Raw genomic sequence first — 18,244 nt, forward strand, 5'->3', positions numbered from 1 at the left:
GCGCGCTCCCCACCGACCCCCGCAATTCACCTCCAAGTCACCACTGGTTGACCGTGGGTCATGCACGGGTTAGCGGTGTGACGGAATCGTCCGTGAACATGACCGGCAGGCGACGCTCTCGCGATACGTTCCTCCCCCCACGCACCCGCCCTGCCCGAGCCTCCGTGCTGTCCGCGGCTGCGCTCGTGGCCTGTGCCTCGCTCGCCGCCGGATGCGGGGTCATTCCCGGAACGGGCGGTTCCGGGGACGACACGATCAAGGTGATGACCTGGGCACCGCAGGGCACCGACGCCGCCGACATGGACGGCATGCCCGCCGTGGCCGAGGCGTACGCCCGCTGGATCAACGCCGAGGGCGGTCTCGCCGGCCGCAAGCTGAAGGTCCTGACCTGCAACGACGGCAACGACGCCGTGGGCGCGGCGAAGTGCGCCCGCCGCGCGGTGGACGAGAACGTGGTGGCGGTCGTCGGCTCCTACAGCGAGTTCGGCGACTCGTACTTCGCGCCGCTGGAGAGCGCCGGCATCCCGTACATAGGCGGCTACGGCGTGACGACCGAGGAGTTCACCAGCGCCCTGTCCTACCCGGTCAACGGCGGCCAGGCCAGCCTGCTGGCCGGCCTCGGGAAGGCCCTCGCCGGCACCTGCGGCCCCGTCGCCCTGGTCCGCCCGGACAGCATCGCGGGCGACGAGCTGCCCCCGCTGCTCAACTCGGGGCTCGGCGCGGGCAAGCACGACAAGGCGAAGGACCAGCTGGCCCCCGAGGACGTCGGCGAGTACGGCCGGCAGGCCGACCAGGCGCTCAGGGAAGCGACGTCGGACCCACTGGCGCAGGGCTGTGTGGTGCCGGCGCTCGGCGGCTCCACCGCGACCTTCATGGACTCCTTCCGGCGGGCCCGCGACGACTATCCGCGGGTGAGCACCGCGACCGTGCTCGGCAGCGTCGACCAGAGCGTGATCAACGCGTCGGGCGGCGCGAGCGGGCCGTACGAGGGCTCGTACGTCACCGGCTGGTACCCGGTGGCCACCGACACGCGCTGGAAGCCGATGAAGGAGGTGATCGACAAGCAAGCCTTCGGCGACAACCGCATCGACCCCGCGGACGCCGGAGTGCAGACCACGTGGATCGCCTACACCGTGCTGCGGGCCGTCCTGCGGAAGATCGGCGGCGGCGAGGTGAGCGCCGACAGCGTGCGGGCCACCCTGGACTCCGGCATCAAGATCGCCACGGGCGGGCTCACCCCGACCCTGAGTTGGCCCGCCCGTGGCCAGGGCAAGCTCGCCGCCGTCGGTCTGCCCCGGCTGGTCAACGCGGACGTCACGCTTCAGGTCGTACGCGCCGGACAGCTGGTGGCGGCCAGGGGCGGGGGCCTCACGGACGTCACCGGCACGCTCCAGAACGCGAACCTCGGCTGAGTCCGGGCCGGCCGGCCCGGAGGCGTCCGGTGCGGCCGGGTCGGCCCCTGGCGGACCGACGCCCGCCGGTCCGGGCCCGTCCCGTCAGTTCCAGTCAGTTCCAGTCAGTTCCAGCCGGACCGGCGCCGCCCGCCAGGTCCGGCCGCGCCGCGCCCGGCGTACCGGCCGGGCCCGGCGCCCGGGGTCACAGCTGGGTCGCCTGGCGCTCGGTCAGGCCGTACTTCTTGGCGATCGCGTTCCACAGCCGGGCCGCCTTGCTCTTCTCGGTGCTCGCGGTACCGCTGTCCCGGTTGGCCTCCTGGGCCTGGCCAGTGGTGCGGGCCTGGCCCTTCTTGCAGCCGTTCTTCTTGGCGGCCTGGTCGGCCCAGGCCGCGTAGTGATTGTCGGCCGACGCCGACGCCTGCCACGCCTTGGTGAGGGCGGTGGTCAGCTCGGCGTGGTCGGGCAGCTGGTCCACGGCCAGCTGCGACAGGCGGGAGACCAGATCGGTGCGCTGCTTGGCCGCCGCCCGCAGGGCCGCGGCGGCCTCGCCCTGGTTGCGGCACGCCTTCACGTCGGCCACCGCCTTGATCACCGAGGCGCGGCTGCCGCCGCTGTCGGCGAGCAGCTTGTCCAGGGCAGCGGCCTGCGGCTGGGCCGGATCGGCGGCCGCGGACGGCGATCCGCTGTCCGCGGGGGCCGAGGCGGCGACGGTCTTCTTGTTGTCGCCCTTGTCATCGCCGCCGCCGCTGCTGAGCAGCGCGCCCGCGCCGATCCCGAGGACGACGATGCCGACGCCCGCGGCCGCGATGAGCGGCACCCGGGAACCGCCGCGGCGCCCACCGCGCCCGCCGCCGTCCTGCGCACCGCGCCGCCCGCCGCCCCCGCCCGGTCCCTGCGGGGTGTACGCGGGCTGCGGCTGCCCCGCGTAGGCGGTCGGCGGCTGCTGGAAGGGCGGCATCTGCTGGGTGGGCGGGGCCGCCGCGGGACCGCCCCCGGCACTGCGGAAGAGGTTGTCGAACTCGGCGGGCGGCTGCCGGTCCCCGCCCTGCTCGCCGCCGTACGGCGCGGCCACCGGGGGGATGTACTGCGTGGCCTCGGCGTCGGAGCCGGGCGCGGCGGGCTGCGGCTGCTCCGCCCGCCCCAGGAAGCGGGTGTCCTGCCCCGACGCCTCGGGCGGCAGCGGGCCCGCAGCCACCGGCGGTATGTACTGCGTGGCGCCCTCGCTCGCGGGAGCGGGCCCGGGACCCGGGCCGCCCGCGGCGACCGGCGGTATGTACTGCGTGGCGGCCTGCTCCGCGGGCGCGACCGGCGGTATGTACTGGGTGGCGGCCTGCTCCGCCGGCGCGGACGGCGGCATGTACTGCGTGGCGGCCTGCTCCGCGGGGGCGGCCGGGGGAAGCGGAGCGCCGTACGACTGCTGGGCGCCGCCACCTCCGTACGACTGCTGCTGGGCGCCACCGTCCCCGTACGACTGCTGCTGAGCGCCACCGTCCCCGTACGACTGCTGCTGAGCGCCGCCACCTCCGTACGGCAGCGGCGCCGCGTCGCCGCCCGAGCCGTACGGCAGCTGCGCCGCGCCGGTCGCGCCGGAACCGTAGGCCCCGGCCGCCGGGTCCTGCGGGGCCGCGCCGCCGTGCGGCGGTGTCGGGGAACCCTCCGGGGGCAGCGGGCCCGCACCGGGGCCGTGCTGCACCTGGGGCGTCCACGGAGTGGGCTGGTTCGTGGTCCCCCACTCCAGCGCCGGGGCCGGGGGCCAGCCCTGGTCGGGCTGGGGGGCGGCGGCCGACTGCTGCTCCGGGCCCCAGGGCTGCCCCCACGCCTGACCGCCGGGCGGGGCGGCCGACTGGGGGCCGCTCGGCTGCGGTCCGGACGGCTGCCCCGGGCCGGAGGGCTGCGGGCGGGTCGGCTGAGGTGCGGATCCGCCCGTCATACCCGGCAGCAGCGGCTCGCCACCGTCGGAGGGCAGCACGATGCCTTCGCGCGCGGGCTCGCCCTGTCCACTCTGCGTCACCGGGACTCCTACGATTGGGGGACCTTCGGAATCGTCGGCTCACGCTACCGGGTCCCCCGAGCCGGGTGCCACGCAGCTCAGGGGGCGATCGTCCTCCCTGCGCCGGCTGTAACGGAACCACCCCGTGAGGCGCTGTTAATGGCCCCGTCCCCACGCCAACACTTCGATTTCCCGTGCGTTCACGCTCCGTCCCGTTCCGTGTTCACCCGCGTCGCGGGCGGCCGTACTACGCGGCCTGCCGTCTCACGCGGCCTGTTGCAGGTCGAGCCGCGCCCCGAACTCCCGCACCACCGGCTCGTCCCGGTACGGCTCCAGCCGCTGCTGGAAGTCGTCCAGGTACTCGGCGCCGCGGTTGGAGCGGAGCGATTCCAGCAGTTCCACCGCTTTCAGGCCGGTGTGGCAGCCCTGTTCGACCTCGCGCTGCTGCACCTGCGCTGTGGCGAGAAGCACATAACCGATGGCCCGCCTGCGCACCCGCCCCTCGGGATGCCCGGCCAGCGACTGCTGCGCGTACCGCGCCGCCGCCTCGGACTGCCCGAGGTCGCGGTGGCAGTGCGCCAACTCGTCCGCCAGATAAGCCTCGTCGAAGTGCGCGATCCACGCCGGGTCGTCCCCGGAGTCCGCGTGCGCCGACTCCATCGCCGTGACCGCCCGCTCGGACGCCGACTGCGCCGCCCGCACATCGCCCAGCAGCGCGTGTCCGCGCGCCTCGGCCGCGTGGAACATCGCCTCCGCGCGCGGGGTGACCCGGCCCCGTGCCCCTTCCTGCGCCGCGCGCGCCAACTGCGCGATCTCGCGCGGGTTTCCGAGCTGGGCGGCCAGGTGGCTCATGGACGAGGCGAGCACGTAGCCGCCGTACCCGCGGTCGCCCGCCGCCTGGGCCAGCCTGAGCGACTGGATGTAGTAGCGCTGGGCGAGGCCCGGTTGGCCGGTGTCGACGGCCATGTACCCGGCCAGCTCGGTCAGTCGGGCCACCGCGGCGAACAAGTCGCGGCCGACGGCCTCCCGGTAGGAACCGGCCAGCAGCCCGGAGACGACGCTGTTGAGGTAGTGCACGACCACCGGGCGGACATGCCCGCTGCCGTACTGGTGGTCGAGGTCCACCAGCGCCTGGGTCATCGCGAGCACGGCCGCCACGTCCGACTGCCCCACCCGCGGGCCCGCCTGCCGCGCCACCTGGGCGTCCGGCGCCGAGATCAGCCAGTCGCGGCTCGGCTCCACCAGCGCGGACGCCGCGACCGACGAACCGGACAGGAAGTCCCTGCGGCCCACGTCGCTGCGCCACAGCTCGCAGACCTGCTCGATGGCTCCCAGCACCGTCGGCGAGAACTGGAGACCGACGCCCGAGGCGAGGTTCTTGCCGTTGGCCATCCCGATCTCGTCGATGGTGACCGTACGGCCCAGCTTGCGGCCCAGTGCCTCGGCGATGATGGCGGGCGCCCGGCCCCGCGGCTGCTGACCGCGCAGCCAACGGGCCACGGACGTCTTGTCGTAGCGCAGGTCGAGGCCGTGCTCGGCGCCGCACATGTTGACCCGGCGGGCGAGCCCGGCGTTCGAGCACCCCGCCTCCTGGATGAGCGCCTGCAGCCGTTCGTTCGGCTGCCGCGCGACGAGTGGCCTTGCGGCCATGGCGTACCCCCTGCCAACCCCTGAAGCGAAAAGATCCGGCCCTGAAGATCAATGCCCCGCTTCGTACCGAAAATGCGAGTCATGCGAGGATTGCCGGAGTAAAGGCTGATCCCGACCCCCAACGGTGGCTACCCCGGCCACGACGGGCTTCCTCCCGCGCGCCCCCGGACATGCATCCATGCGCCCCAATTACGGAACCGATGCTCCTCCCCCGCGCGCGGTCCTGTCATCGCACTGGCCGTAACCCGAGGTGGGCGCGGGAGTTGAGTGGGGCGTGGAAGAGACGATCGCTGGACCCGAAGCCGCCCAGATTCCGAAGCAGCGCGGGGAATCGCTGCTGGAGAACGCCGTTCGCTACGCCGAGGAGCGCCACTGGGACGTGGTACCCGGCACCTGGCTGGAAGCCGCCGACGGGGAGCAGCACTGCTCCTGCGGCGACGCCGCGTGCGCCGCCCCCGGCGCACACCCGGGGCGCGCGGACTGGGCGACCCTGGCGACCGGGAGCGCGACCGTCGCCCGGCGGATGTGGCAGAAGCAGCCGACGGCGTCCATCCTGCTGCCGACGGGCCGTACCTTCGACGCGTTGTCCGTCCCGGAGTCGGCCGGCTTCCTGGCGCTGGCCCGGATGGAGCGGATGGAGCTGACGCTCGGGCCGGTGACGCGCACCCCCGACCGGCGGATGAACTTCTTCGTCCTGCCGGGTGCCTCGCTGAAGCTCGCGGAACTGCTGCGCAAGCTGAGCTGGTCGCTGGGGTCGCTCGATCTGGTCGCGCTCGGCGAGGGGTCGTATGTGGCTGCGCCGCCCACGCGGTTCGGGTCGCAGGGGGCCGTGCAGTGGGCCTGCCGGCCGACGGCTGCGAATCGGTGGTTGCCGGATGTGGAGGAGTTGATCTCGCCGTTGGCGTATGCGTGCGGGAGGGACCGGTAGGGGTGGTTGTCGGGTGGTTGGGGTTGGGGGGGCGGGTGCGGGTGCGGGTGCGGATGAGTGGGGGGTGTTCGCGCAGTTCCCCGCGCCCCTGGGGGCTTGGGTGGCTGCTTCGTTGAGGTTGGGGGCGGGTGCGGGGCCGTGGGGGGGTTCGCGTCGTTCTCCGTGCCTCTTGGGGGATGGGGTTTGCACCGTAGGGTGCTCGTATGACGGAGCAAACGGGAGTGGGCGGCGCGGCCGTGTCTGTGCGCGGGCTCTGGAAGCGGTTCGGGCAGCAGGTCGCTGTCGCCGGGATCGATCTGGAGTTGCCGGCGGGAAAGTTCATCGGGCTGGTGGGGCCCAACGGAGCCGGTAAGACCACCACCCTCTCGATGGTGACCGGGCTGCTCCGGCCCGACCAGGGGTCCGTCGAGGTGGTCGGCCACGACGTGTGGCGGGACCCGGTGGCCGTCAAGGCACGGATCGGCGTGCTGCCGGAGGGGCTGCGGCTGTTCGAGCGGCTGTCGGGGCGCGAACTGCTCGGTTACACCGGACGGCTGCGGGGGCTGCCCGGGGCCGAGGTCGACAAGCGGGCCTCCCAGCTGCTGGACGTGCTCGATCTCGCCGGTGCCCAGCACAAGCTCGTCGTCGACTACTCCACCGGCATGCGCAAGAAGATCGGGCTGGCCGCGGCCCTCCTGCACAATCCCGAAGTCCTCTTCCTCGACGAGCCGTTCGAGGGCGTCGACCCGGTGTCCGCGCAGACCATCCGGGGCGTCCTGGAGCGGTACACGGGCTCCGGCGCCACCGTCGTCTTCTCCTCCCACGTCATGGAACTCGTCGAGTCGCTGTGCGACTGGGTGGCCGTGCTGGCGGCGGGCCGCATCCGCGCGACCGGTCCGCTGCCCGAAGTGCGCGGCGCGCACACCACCCTCCAGGGGGCGTTCCTGGAACTGGTCGGCGCGCAGGGCCGCGACGCCGGCTCCGACCTGGACTGGCTGGGCGGCGGGGCCCGATGACGGACGTCACCGCCACCGTCGTACGGCTGAAGCTGTCCCTGCTGCGCAACGGGCTCAGGCAGTCCGGCGGACGGCGGGCCGCGTTCGTCGCCTCGGCCGTCGTCGCGCTGCTGTTCGCCGCGCTGCAACTGCTCGGCCTGATCGCGCTGCGCGGCAACGCCCACGCCGACGCCGTCGCCCTCCTGGCGACAGCCGTACTGGCGCTGGGCTGGGCCGTGATGCCGCTGTTCTTCCCGAGCGGCGACGAGACGCTCGACCCGACCCGGCTGGTGATGCTGCCGCTGCGCCCGCGCCCGCTGGTACGGGCCCTGCTGGCGGCCTCGCTGGTCGGCATCGGGCCGGCGTTCACGCTGCTCCTGCTGGTCGGCTGTGCCCTGTCGGTCGCCCACGGCGCCGCGGCCTACGTCACCGCGGTCCTCGCGACCGTCCTCGGGGTGCTGGTCTGCGTGGCCCTCGCGCGGGCCGTGGCCGCGGCCAACGTACGGCTGCTGACCAGCCGCAAGGGCCGCGATCTCGCGGTGCTCAGCGGGCTGGTCGTCGCGGTCGGCGCGCAACTGGTCAACTTCGGCGCGCAGCGGCTCGGCTCGGCCGGGCTCGGCCAGCTCGCCCCGGCCGCCGACGTGCTGCGCTGGGTGCCGCCCGCCTCGGCGGTGGGCGCGGTGCACGCGGTGAGCGAGGGGGCGTACGGCCGGGCCGCCGCCCAGGTGCTGCTGACCGTGGCGGCGCTGGCGCTGCTGCTCGCCCTGTGGGCGCGCAGCCTGACCCGCCTGATGACCGCGCCCGACGGCTCCACCTTGCAGGCCGCCGACAGCGGCGCCCGCGCGCGCACCTCGACCGGGCTCGGCCGGCTGCTGCCGACGGGCCGCACGGGTACGGTCATGGAGCGCTCCCTGCGCTACGTCTGGCGCGATCCCAAGACCAAGGCGGCGTGGGTGACCTCGCTGGCCATCGGGCTGATCGTGCCGGTGTTCAACGCGGTGCAGGGCACCGGGACGGTCTACTTCGCGTGCTTCGCCGCCGGGATGCTCGGCATCCAGATGTACAACCAGTTCGGGCAGGACACGTCCGCGTTCTGGATGGTGGCCATGACCATCTCCTCCGCCCGGGACGCGTACGTCGAACTGCGCGGCCGGGCACTGGCGCTGCTGGTGATCACCCTGCCGTACGCGGTTGTGGTGACCGTCCTGACGACGGCCCTGCTGGGCGACTGGCACCGGCTGTCCGAGACGCTCGGCCTGTCCTTCGCGCTGCTCGGCGCGATGCTGGCGACCGGGGCGTGGACCTCGGCCCGCTTCCCGTACTCCATCCCGCAGGAGGGCTACAAGAACGTGGCACCCGGGCAGGGCGGCCTGGCCTGGATCGCGATCTTCGGCGGCATGGTCTCGGCGGCCCTGCTGTGCACGCCCGTCATCACGCTCGCCATCGCGCTGAACGTGAGCGCGGGCGGCGGTGCCTGGACCTGGCTGCTGCTGCCGGTCGGCGCCGCCTACGGCGCGGGAATCACCGTATGGGGCCTGCGGCTGGCGGCACCGCGGACGGCGGCGTACCTGCCGGAGATACTGGCCGCGGTCAGCAAGGGGTGACGAAGGAGACAGGGGGGATGGAGGGGATGGAGGGCGTGGAGGAGGGGGGAAGGACCGGCGAGGGGCGGTGGGGAGGTTGGTGACCGGCTGACGTACGAAGGCGGCCGGGGCGGCGGAGCAGCAGGGGCCTACCGAGGTGGCTGAGACGGCCGCCGGGCGGTCAGGATCCAGCCGCCCGCCCGGACCCGTCAGCCGCCCCGCTCGGGCCCGCCAGAGCCGCCGCCCTGCCCGGACCGGTCGGCCACCTCGCCCTGACCCGTCGGCCACCGGACCCGGACCGGTCGGCCACCTCGCCCTGACCCGTCGACCACCGGACCCGGACCGGCCGCCGCGTCCGACGGGGCTCGGTGCTCCCCCCGCGTTCGGATGCGCCCCGTCCTCAGCCCGCTCCCGCCCTCACTGGGTGAGGACCGTGTCCAGGAACGGTTCGATCGCCGTGCGCCAGGCGGCCGGCTGGTCGTAGTGGATGAGGTGGCCGGCGTCGGCGACCTCCGCGTACTGGCCGCGGGGCAGGACCCGGACCATCTCCTGGGCCTCGGCGCGGCCCAGCTCGCCGTCGAGGCCGCGGACGACCAGGGCGGGGCAGCCGACGTGGGTCAGCTCCTCCCAGTGGGCGTCGTGCACCCAGGTCTCGCGGGACTTCAGCATCCGGTCGGGGTCGAAGACGGGCCGCCAGCCGTCCGCGGACTCGTGCATGATCTCGGCGTAGAACTCGCCGCGGGCCGGATTCGGACGGTCCACCCAGGGGTCGTCCTCGCCGAACCACTTGCGGACGTCGGCGAGCGTGGCGAACGGTACGGGCCAGGACTTGAACCAGTTGGCCCACTCGCGCTGCGAGGCCCCGCCGAGGGCGGAGGCCCGCATGTCGCAGATGACCAGGGCGCGCACCAGGTCGGGGCGTTTGGCGGCGAGCTGCCAGGCGGTCAGCGCGCCCATGGCGTGTCCGATGACCACGGCTGGGGCGAGGCCGAGCTGTTCGACGGCCGCCTCGGCGTCCTCGATGTAGGCGTCACGGGTGTACGCGGCCGGCGGGGGCTTGTCGCTCTGGCCGTGGCCGCGCTGGTCCAGCGCGACGGCGCGGTGGCGCTCGGAGAGCCAGCGGGCGGTGGCCGCCCAGTGCGAGGCCCGGCCCATCAGGCCGTGCAGTAACAACACCCCGGGCCCGGGTTCCGGATCCGTCTTGGGAGGGTCGGCGAACTCCCAGGCGGCCAGCCCCACGCCGCCCGCTCCCCTCACGTCGATACGCCGTGCCATGCGCCGGCACCCCCCTAGCTCCGCTCGGACCGTACCGCTGTGTCCTGCCGTCGTACCGCTGCGTTGCGCAGATGCTGCCGTAGTTTGCCGTAGTTTCCCCGTAGATTGCCCTAGATTATCGAATAACTTTTCGAAACCGGTGCCTCTGCAGACAACACCCCTCATTCGAGTGACCCCCGACGAGGAATGATCGTCGCCGCCGAGGGGAGTTGTTACGCGGGAGGCGGACCGCTCGGGGAAACCGGTCCGCGGGGAATGACCCTGAGAGCTCGGGGCTCCGGGTCAGCACAGGGGAGGACAGGCCCCGGCGCCGCAGGGTGCCGGGGCCCTCTCCCTGTCTGCGGCACATCCTCCCCGCCCCCCTCCGGTCATATGCCTCTCGCGACAGCCTTGCACGAGATACGGCCGAGCGCTGCCGTTCGGAGCACCGAATCCGGGATTTCGGCGCCACTCGGTCCGGCCCCAACCGGCGCTCCAGCCACGGGAGTTGACGCCGAACCTGGGGCTGCCCAGACGCCGCGCGCGGCCGGCGTCCGACGCGCCGCCCTTGCGTTCGACGAGCCACCCGCGCCGTGCCCGGCGGCGCCCCGGCGCCCGGCTCCGCGCCCTCGCGCCGGGCTTCGCGCCTCAGCGCTTGGCCACGAACACATGGGAGGCGGTGTCCGCCTCCAGCTCGGCCGCCTCACCGCTGCTGCCCACCAGCACACCGCCCGCCGACTCGGTCACGCTCACCACCGAACCGGGCTGCACGCCCGCCCGGCGCAGCGTGTACATCAGCTGCGCGTCGGTCTGGATCGGCTCGCCGATACGGCGCACCACGACCGTCTTGCCGTCCGCGCCCGGGTCGAGGTCCGCCAGCGACACCATGCCCTCGTCGAGGAACGGGTCGGCCCCGTCCTTCTCGCCCAGCTCCTCCAGGCCCGGGATGGGGTTGCCGTACGGCGACTCGGTCGGATGGCGCAGCAGCTCCAGGACGCGGCGCTCCACCGCCTCGCTCATCACGTGCTCCCAGCGACACGCCTCGGCGTGCACCTGCTCCCACTCCAGGCCGATCACGTCGACCAGCAGGCACTCCGCGAGCCGGTGCTTGCGCATCACGCGCGTGGCCAGCCGGCGGCCCTCGTCGGTCAGCTCCAGATGCCGGTCGGTCGCCACCGAGACCAGGCCGTCGCGCTCCATCCGCGCGACCGTCTGGCTCACCGTCGGACCGCTCTGGTCCAGCCGCTCGGCGATGCGGGCGCGCATCGGGACCACGCCTTCCTCCTCCAGTTCGAGGATGGTGCGGAGGTACATCTCCGTGGTGTCGATCAGTCCGGACATACGTGCCCCTCGATTACCTCTGCCGGAAGCTGCCGCTCTCCGGCATGCGCTGGCCCTGGCCTCAATTCTGACGCATACCACCGACAACCGTCCCGCACCGCCGAAACAGCCGGGTTTCCAGCGCGTGTGCGCGGTGCGTCGGGAGCTGCCCGCCTCCGTACGGGACGGCGCACCGGCCGTATTGACAGCGCGCTGGTCCAGACCGCACGGTGATCCGCGACGATCCGCGACGATCCGCGACACAGACGCTGCGACGACGCTGCGAAAGGGCACCGCATGAGCGACGGCACACCGGCCGACCAGTTCTTCGACGCCGCCATCGGCCTGCTGCGACAGGTCCGCGAGGAGGAGTCCGCGGCCATCGCGGCGGCCGGTACGCTCCTCGCCGACACCGTCGAGGCCGGCGGCAGACTGTTCGCCTTCGGCGCCGGACACTCCTCCCTCGCCGCCCAGGACGTCGTCTACCGGGCCGGCGGTCTCGCCCTGATGAACCTGCTCCCGGTGCCCGGTGCCGTCGGCGTCGACGTCGTCCCCGCCACCCTCGGCTCCGCCCTGGAACGCGTGGACGGGCTGGCCAGTGCCGTCCTGGACACCTCACCCGTCCGGTCCGGCGACGTCCTCGTGATCATCTCCCTGTCGGGCCGCAACGCCCTCCCCGTGGAGATGGCCATGACCGCGCGCGGCCGGGGGGTCAGGGTCATCGGCGTGACGTCGGTGGCGTACGCCGCGCAGACCTCGTCCCGGCACGGCTCCGGCACATTCCTGAAGGACCACTGCGACATCGTCCTCGACTCGAAGATCGCGGTCGGCGACGCGGAACTCACCCTCGACACCATCCCGGCCCCCTTCGCCCCCGCCTCCACCGTCGTCACCACCGCGCTCCTCCAGGCGGTCATGGCCACGACAGCGCAGGCCCTCGCCGCCCGTGGCGTCGAGCCGCCGCTGCTGCGCTCCGGGAACGTCGACGGCGGACACGACTGGAACACCCGGATCATGGACGAGTACCGGGACCGGATCTTCTACCGGCGCTGAAACCTCCGCGGCAGCCGCGGCTCCCCGCGCCCCGCCGGGCGCGGCGCCGGCCTCCTCAGCGGTCCTGCGCCGTCGCCGCCGCCAGGTCCAGGGCCGCCGCGATGCGCGCCGCCACGTCTTCCGCGTACGTCGCGTCGAAGCGCTCGAAGGCGCTGCGCGCGGCCCCGCGCAGGAACGTCACGACGCCCAGCGTGCGCCCCCGGCTGCGCAGCACCGCGCACAGCGCGTGCACGCTGTCCCCGGGCCACTGCCGCTCCAGCGCCCACTCCCGGGCCCGCTCGGCGGACATGCCGCCGGCGTCGGCCCGCACCGTCCCGGACCGCTCGACGCACTGCACCGCGGGATGGCCGATCTCGTACCGCAGGGGCAGTCCGGCCGCGCCCGTGAGCAGGCTCGGTCCCGGCGCCCCGGCGGGGGTCGCGGCGATCCGCACCAGCCGCACCGCCGGCCGCACACCGCCGTCGGCGGGTGGCGGGCCCGCCACCCGGTCGATCAGCGCGTGGTCGGCGAACCCGGCGAGCGCGAAGTCGAGGTGGACGGTGGCCGCCTCCGCCGGGTCCTCGCACTCGGCCGCGGCACGGGCCGCCCGGTGCAGCTGGTTGGTACGGAAGCGCAGCAGCGACGCCTCCTGCTCGCCCTGCTTGGCCTCCGTCACGTCCTGGAACAGCCAGCCCACGCCGAGCGGCACCGGCTCCTCGGCGAGCGGCGAGGCGAGCCGCAGGAAGCCGCTGCGCCAGCACCGCCGCTTCTCGCCCTCCGGGGTCCGCACGGCCACCCACATCTCGGCCGGTGCGGGCGGTGCGCCTTCGGCCAGCACGTGGGTGAGCGCGCCCTCCAGGTCCTCCACGCCCTGGGTGAGCAGTTCACCGAGGGGCCGGCCGAGCACGGACGTGCGGCCTGTGCCCAGGGCGCGCGCCGCGTACGCGTTCACCACCGCGGGCCGCAGATCGGCGTCGATGAGCACGACGCCCCACGCCGCGTCCTCGAACAGCGCCTCGCTCAGGGCGATGGACCGCTCCAGGTCCATCTGCGCGTGCACCTCGCTGAAGGCGCAGTACACCCCGGCCGGCTTGCCGTCCGGACCGCGCACCGCCGCGGACTGGGTCCGCACCAGGACCCGCCCGCCGTCCTTCGTGACCAGCGCGAACTCGTGCACCTGCCGCCCGGGGGCGTGCATCGCGGACAGCAGCCGGCCCTCGACCTCCTCGGCGTCGGCGCTGCGCACCGCCCAGCCTGCGAACCCGTGCCGCCCCACGGCCTCCGCCGCGGTCCAGCCGAGGATCCGCTCCGCCTCCCGGTTCCAGTGGGTGACGACACCGTCCGCGTCGAAGGCGCACAGGGCCGCGTCCATCCCGTCCAGCAGCGCGGCGAGGAGATCGGAGCCGCCCGCGTCCTCCGGGCCGCACGTGCCCGCGCCGCCGGCCCGCTCGGGCTCGTCCGGCCCCAGCTCGTCGGTGGTCCCACTACGCCGGGAAGCACTCACCTGGACCCCCTGCAGGCTGCGTCCGCGGATACGGCGCGAAGGTTCGCTCTCTCTCCTCCATTCAACTCGAACGTGACGCAGCACACACTTGGTTCCCACAATCTTGCGGGAATCGTTGTACGCGCGCCCGCCGAACGCGGACGGCCGCCCCCGCCGGGCGCACGGAACCGGCGGTGGCGCGACACCGTGGAAAAAAGAGCTTGATCGGTGGCCGACCGCTTCCTAGTGTGTGGAGCACACGAGAAGGGAGGTGGTTCGGCAGATGTATGAAAACCGGACGCGTGAGGTGACTGCGGGCTAGCGGCTCGCCACCACACCGAGTGCGGTGCCGGACCAGCATGTGAAAGCAGCGTGCAGCCGGCCCAATCCCAAGCAGTCACCCGACCCGCGGGCTCGCCGGTACGTCCGGCCGGCTTCTTCGTCGTACGGCGAAGGACCCGAGCCCGCGGGTCGTCTGCGTGTGCGGGCGTTTTCCGCCGCGGTCAGGGGCTGAGGCGGTCAGGGTCCGCCGCGGTCAGGGGCTGAGGCGTTCCCGGCGCCAGCCGCCGTCCTCCTCGGCGACGTAGCGCAGCCGGTCGTGCAGGCGGTTCTCCCTCCCCTGCCAGAACTCGACCGTGCGCGGGGTGACGCGGAAGCCGCCCCAGTGCGGCGGCACCGGCACCTGCTCGCCCTGCGGATAGCGGGCCGCGAGTTCGGCGTAGGACTCCTCCAGGGCGGCCCGGGAGGGGATCACCGTGGACTGGGCGCTGGCCCAGGCGCCGAGCTGGGAGCCGTGCGGGCGGGTGCGGAAGTAGGCGGCGGTCTCGTCGCGACCGGTGCGGTGCGCGGTGCCCGTCACGATGACCTGGCGGGCCAGCGGGTGCCAGGGGAACAGCAGGGAGACCTGGGGGTTTTCGGCCAGTTCGCGGCCCTTGCGGGAGTCGTAGTTGGTGTAGAAGACGAAGCCCCGGTCGTCGTACTGCTTCAGCAGGACCGTGCGGGAGCTGGGGCGGCCCTCGGCGTCCGCCGTGGAGACGACCATCGCGTTGGGTTCGTAGACCGTCCCGTGTGCGGCGGCCAGCGCTGCGTGCTCGAACCAGCGGGCGAACTGCTCCATCGGGTGTGCGGCCAGGTCGGTCTCGTCGATGCCCTCCACGCGGTAGTGCTTGCGCATGGCGGCGGGGTCGAGGATGGGGTCGCGGTCGGTCACGCGGTCATCTTGCCGTATGCGTGTACGGACGCGCGGGGCGTGGAGTCGCGGCACGGACTGTGGCACGCAGTGCCGTACGGGCTCCCCTGCGGTGGCACCCGGCGCTATGGTGCTGATGCCCCGCCGGTTGGGTGAGCGTAGGCCGATCGGGGCATCACCGGGGTGACCGCCCGGACCGCGAGTCCTGAGAGCGACCGTGGAACCGTGGTAGTACCCGCGTCCGCCATGCGCCCGCACCCACCACGAGGAGCCGCCCCATGTCCGATTTCGTACCCGGACTCGAAGGAGTCGTCGCGTTCGAGACGGAGATCGCCGAACCGGACAAGGAAGGCGGTGCCCTGCGGTACCGGGGTGTCGACATCGAGGAGTTGGTCGGGCACGTCTCCTTCGGGAACGTGTGGGGGCTGCTCGTCGACGGCGCCTTCAACCCCGGTCTGCCGCCCGCCGAGCCGTTCCCGATCCCCGTGCACTCCGGTGACGTCCGGGTCGACGTGCAGTCGGCGCTCGCCATGCTGGCCCCGGTGTGGGGGCTGAAACCGCTGCTCGACATCGACGAGGAACAGGCCCGCGACGACCTGGCACGGGCGGCGGTGATGGCGCTGTCCTACGTCGCCCAGTCGGCGCGCGGGCAGGGGCTGCCGATGGTGCCGCAGCAGGAGATCGACAAGGCGTCCACGATCGTCGAACGGTTCATGATCCGCTGGCGGGGCGAGCCGGACCCGAAGCACGTCGCGGCCGTCGACGCGTACTGGACCTCGGCCGCCGAACACGGCATGAACGCCTCCACCTTCACCGCCCGGGTCATCGCCTCCACCGGTGCGGACGTGGCCGCCGCGCTGTCCGGCGCGGTGGGCGCCATGTCGGGTCCGCTGCACGGCGGCGCGCCCTCCCGGGTCCTCGGGATGATCGAGGAGATCGAGCGCACCGGCGACGCGGAGGCGTACGTCAAGCAGGCCCTGGACCGGGGTGAGCGGCTGATGGGCTTCGGGCACCGGGTGTACCGGGCCGAGGACCCCCGCGCGCGCGTGCTGCGGCGCACGGCCCGCGAGCTGGGCGCGCCGCGCTACGAGATCGCGGAGGCGCTGGAGAAGGCGGCCCTGGAGGAGTTGCACAACCGGCGTCCGGACCGGGTCCTCGCCACGAACGTCGAGTTCTGGGCGGCGATCATGCTGGACTTCGCCGAGGTTCCCGCGTCCATGTTCACGTCGATGTTCACCTGTGCGCGGACGGCTGGCTGGTCGGCGCACGTCCTGGAGCAGAAGCGGACGGGCCGGCTGGTGCGCCCGTCCGCCCGCTATGTGGGTCCGGGGTCGCGCAGCGTGCGGGACATCGAGGGGTACGCGGACATCTCGCACTGAGGGCGGGGACCGGCCGTCTCGTCCGGAAGACGGGGCCCGGCCGTCTCGTGTTGCGGGCGGGGCCCGGCCGTCTCGTGTTGCGGGCGGGGCACGGCCGTCTCGTGTTGCGGGCGGGGCCCGGCGGGGCGGGCGGTCAGGCCGGGGCGGGCAGGTCCCGGTGGTGGCGTCGTGCCACCAGGGGATGGGCGCGCAGCTCGCCCTTCAGCTCGTGGTGGCCGTACGCGGCGTACGGCGGTGCGGCCGGGTCCCCGGTGCTGTCGGGGGCCTCGGCCGCGTACGGCGCGTACGGCGCGTACGGGAAGGGCAGCGGCGGCACAGGGGCGTCGAGCCGCGGGTTGGCGAAGAACGGGACGGAGTACCGCTCGGCGGTGCCGGGCGGGGCGGCGGCCCGGTGGTCGGCGGCGATCAGGTAGCCGCCGGTCGCCGCCTCAAGGCGTGCACCGAGGTTGACCAGGAAGGCGTCGTCCGGCAGTGGTGCGGCGTGGCGGCGTTCGGCCGTCCCGTGCGCGTGGAGTTGCAGGGTCAGGAAGCCGCGGTCCTTGGACGGGCCGGCGCTGACGCCGGGGCCGGCGCCGTCCCGGCCCGTGACGCCGGGGCTCGCGATGCCGGTGCTCGCGGTGCCGAGGCTTGCGGTGCCGGTGCTCGCGGTGCCGAGGTGGCGTACGAGGCTGAGGCGCGGGTGGGCCCGGTCGCCGAAGAGGGGGTCGTAGAAGTCGGCGGGGGCGCCCACGGCGGTGAGCAGTTCGTGCAGCAGCCGCCGGGCCACGCCGCTGAGCCGGTCGAGCCAGGCGAGGGCGGCGGTACGCAGTTCGGGGAGGGCGGCGGGCCACTGGTTGGGGCCTTCGAGCCACCAGTACGCGGGCTCGCCCGGACCGGGGGCGCGGGCGGGGCGTTCGGCGCCCAGGTCCAGCCGGTCGCGTCGGCCATGGGCGCCGGGGGTGTGCTCGTCGCCGGTCCGGGAGTAGCCGCGGAAGTGGGGCGAGCCGGCGCTGTCGAGGGCGAGCCGGTCGGCCTCGGGGAGCGCGAAGAAGGCCCGTACGGCGGTGAGCAGCGCGGCCCGCTCGGCCCGTGGCACGCCGTGCCCGACGAGCTGGAAGAAGCCGATGTCGTGGGCGGCGCTGTGCAGTTGCGCGTGCAGCAGGGTGCGGGCCTGACGGCCGCGGTCGGCCGCCGAGAGGTCGATGATCGGCAGCTGGTCGTGCCACGAGGTCGTCGTGGTGCGCCGCTCGGGATGGGTCATGGGGCTGGGTCCGCGGGGTGGTGGGCCGCCCCGGGCAGCCGTCGTGGACGGGCGGCGGGGCCGCGGATGCCTCGGGGGGAAGCGCGAGTGGAGGAACGTAACGGGTGGAGGGACGGTGCGGGCGGCGGGGCCGGGTCAGGCGGAGCGCCGACAGCCCGTGCTCGTGACGAGGGCGTGGTCCACGTGACGGCGCCTGACGAGCATCAAGATCATGCGCCAAGGGTATCGCCCGCCGGACGCCTGCCCACGGGGGCGGCGCGGCCCGCCGCGCACCGCAGCCCGCGCACCGCGGCCTGCCGCACACCACGCCAACCGGCGAGCACCGCACACCACCGACCGCCAACCGCCGAGCACCGCACACCGCCGACCGCCGACCGCCCGCCGGACACCACGTCCCCTCCCCGGTCGGCCCGCCGCGCCGCCCGCTCCGGAGGTGACGCGCCTCAGGAGTCGAACCGGCCGCGGGCGTCCTCGATGTGGCCCAGGTACTGGCTGGTCCAGCCGCAGATGGCGTCGACCGTGGCGCGCAGGGCCCGTCCCGGCTCGGTGAGGGTGTACTCGACCCGCGGCGGCACGGTGGGGTGCACCTCGCGGTCGACCAGGCCGTTGCGCTCCAGCATGCGCAGGTTCTGGGTGAGCATCTTGTGGCTGACGCCCTCCACCTCGTCACGCAGTTCGCTGAAGCGCAGGGTGCGCTCGCCGAGCGCCTCGATGATCAGGAACGCCCACTTGTTGGCGACGTCCGAGAAGATCTCGCGCGCCAGGGAGTCCGCGCGCCTCAGGTCCGCGTCCGCGGGCAGAGACTTGAGCTGCTGCTTTGTCACCATG

14 protein-coding genes are annotated in these 18,244 nt (G+C 73.8%); 6 read left to right on the forward strand and 8 right to left on the reverse strand.

The genetic code is table 11. The features are described 5' to 3' along the window. The first annotated feature begins 98 nt into the window (after positions 1–98). Positions 99–1,412: an ABC transporter substrate-binding protein gene (locus ACFC09_RS33945; RefSeq protein WP_376534676.1), complete on the forward strand. Its 1,314-nt coding sequence runs from the start codon at positions 99–101 to the stop codon at positions 1,410–1,412. Between the two features lie 184 nt (positions 1,413–1,596). Here the strand turns inward: ACFC09_RS33945 and ACFC09_RS33950 are convergent, their stop codons facing one another. Together ACFC09_RS33950 and ACFC09_RS33955 are read right to left on the reverse strand one after the other, a co-directional pair. Next, positions 1,597–3,405: a hypothetical protein gene (locus tag ACFC09_RS33950; protein ID WP_376534678.1), complete on the reverse strand. Its 1,809-nt coding sequence runs from the start codon at positions 3,403–3,405 to the stop codon at positions 1,597–1,599. A gap of 243 nt (positions 3,406–3,648) precedes the next feature. After that, positions 3,649–5,034: a transcriptional regulator gene (locus ACFC09_RS33955; protein ID WP_376534680.1), complete on the reverse strand. Its 1,386-nt coding sequence runs from the start codon at positions 5,032–5,034 to the stop codon at positions 3,649–3,651. A gap of 274 nt (positions 5,035–5,308) precedes the next feature. Between ACFC09_RS33955 and ACFC09_RS33960 the strand changes: the two genes are divergently transcribed. The 3 genes from ACFC09_RS33960 (at position 5,309) to ACFC09_RS33970 (ending at position 8,540) form a co-directional block, all read left to right on the forward strand. Beyond that, entirely contained in the window at positions 5,309–5,962 is a 654-nt protein-coding gene (locus ACFC09_RS33960) for a bifunctional DNA primase/polymerase (protein ID WP_376534682.1), read from the forward strand. A gap of 203 nt (positions 5,963–6,165) precedes the next feature. Beyond that, positions 6,166–6,957 (forward strand): ABC transporter ATP-binding protein, encoded by a 792-nt coding sequence (locus tag ACFC09_RS33965; RefSeq protein ID WP_376534684.1) that lies wholly within the window; start codon positions 6,166–6,168, stop codon positions 6,955–6,957. After that, on the forward strand, positions 6,954–8,540 hold the full coding sequence (locus tag ACFC09_RS33970) for a transporter (RefSeq protein ID WP_376534686.1): 1,587 nt from the start codon (positions 6,954–6,956) through the stop codon (positions 8,538–8,540). The genes ACFC09_RS33965 and ACFC09_RS33970 overlap by 4 nt, the downstream gene beginning before the upstream one ends. Positions 8,541–8,936: 396 nt before the next feature. Here the strand turns inward: ACFC09_RS33970 and ACFC09_RS33975 are convergent, their stop codons facing one another. Together ACFC09_RS33975 and ACFC09_RS33980 are read right to left on the reverse strand one after the other, a co-directional pair. Further along, the gene (locus ACFC09_RS33975; protein WP_376534688.1) at positions 8,937–9,794 is read right to left on the reverse strand and encodes an alpha/beta fold hydrolase; all 858 of its coding nucleotides are present in this window, start codon (positions 9,792–9,794) and stop codon (positions 8,937–8,939) included. Positions 9,795–10,421: 627 nt separating this feature from the next. After that, entirely contained in the window at positions 10,422–11,114 is a 693-nt protein-coding gene (locus ACFC09_RS33980; RefSeq protein WP_376534690.1) for a metal-dependent transcriptional regulator, read from the reverse strand. 276 nt (positions 11,115–11,390) lie between these two features. Between ACFC09_RS33980 and ACFC09_RS33985 the strand changes: the two genes are divergently transcribed. Further along, positions 11,391–12,146 (forward strand): SIS domain-containing protein, encoded by a 756-nt coding sequence (locus ACFC09_RS33985; protein WP_376534692.1) that lies wholly within the window; start codon positions 11,391–11,393, stop codon positions 12,144–12,146. A 55-nt stretch (positions 12,147–12,201) separates the two neighbouring features. Here the strand turns inward: ACFC09_RS33985 and ACFC09_RS33990 are convergent, their stop codons facing one another. Both ACFC09_RS33990 and pdxH read right to left on the reverse strand, forming a co-directional pair. Beyond that, positions 12,202–13,629 (reverse strand): PAS domain-containing protein, encoded by a 1,428-nt coding sequence (locus tag ACFC09_RS33990; protein ID WP_376534694.1) that lies wholly within the window; start codon positions 13,627–13,629, stop codon positions 12,202–12,204. Between the two features lie 514 nt (positions 13,630–14,143). Continuing rightward, positions 14,144–14,818, reverse strand: a complete 675-nt coding sequence (gene pdxH / locus ACFC09_RS33995; protein WP_376534697.1) for a pyridoxamine 5'-phosphate oxidase — start codon at positions 14,816–14,818, stop codon at positions 14,144–14,146. 257 nt (positions 14,819–15,075) lie between these two features. On the opposite strand from pdxH, the gene ACFC09_RS34000 reads away from it, so the two are divergent. After that, positions 15,076–16,176, forward strand: a complete 1,101-nt coding sequence (locus tag ACFC09_RS34000; protein ID WP_376534699.1) for a citrate synthase 2 — start codon at positions 15,076–15,078, stop codon at positions 16,174–16,176. 133 nt (positions 16,177–16,309) lie between these two features. Here ACFC09_RS34000 and ACFC09_RS34005 read toward each other — a convergent pair whose 3' ends face one another. Together ACFC09_RS34005 and ACFC09_RS34010 are read right to left on the reverse strand one after the other, a co-directional pair. Beyond that, complete coding sequence (locus tag ACFC09_RS34005) at positions 16,310–17,416, reverse strand: isopenicillin N synthase family dioxygenase (protein WP_376534701.1); 1,107 nt, start codon at positions 17,414–17,416, stop codon at positions 16,310–16,312. A 443-nt stretch (positions 17,417–17,859) separates the two neighbouring features. Beyond that, positions 17,860–18,243: a winged helix-turn-helix transcriptional regulator gene (locus tag ACFC09_RS34010; RefSeq protein WP_376534703.1), complete on the reverse strand. Its 384-nt coding sequence runs from the start codon at positions 18,241–18,243 to the stop codon at positions 17,860–17,862. Position 18,244: the final 1 nt, after the last annotated feature.

Source organism: Streptomyces sp. NPDC056161 (assembly GCF_042268025.1).
Lineage (GTDB): Bacteria > Actinomycetota > Actinomycetes > Streptomycetales > Streptomycetaceae > Streptomyces.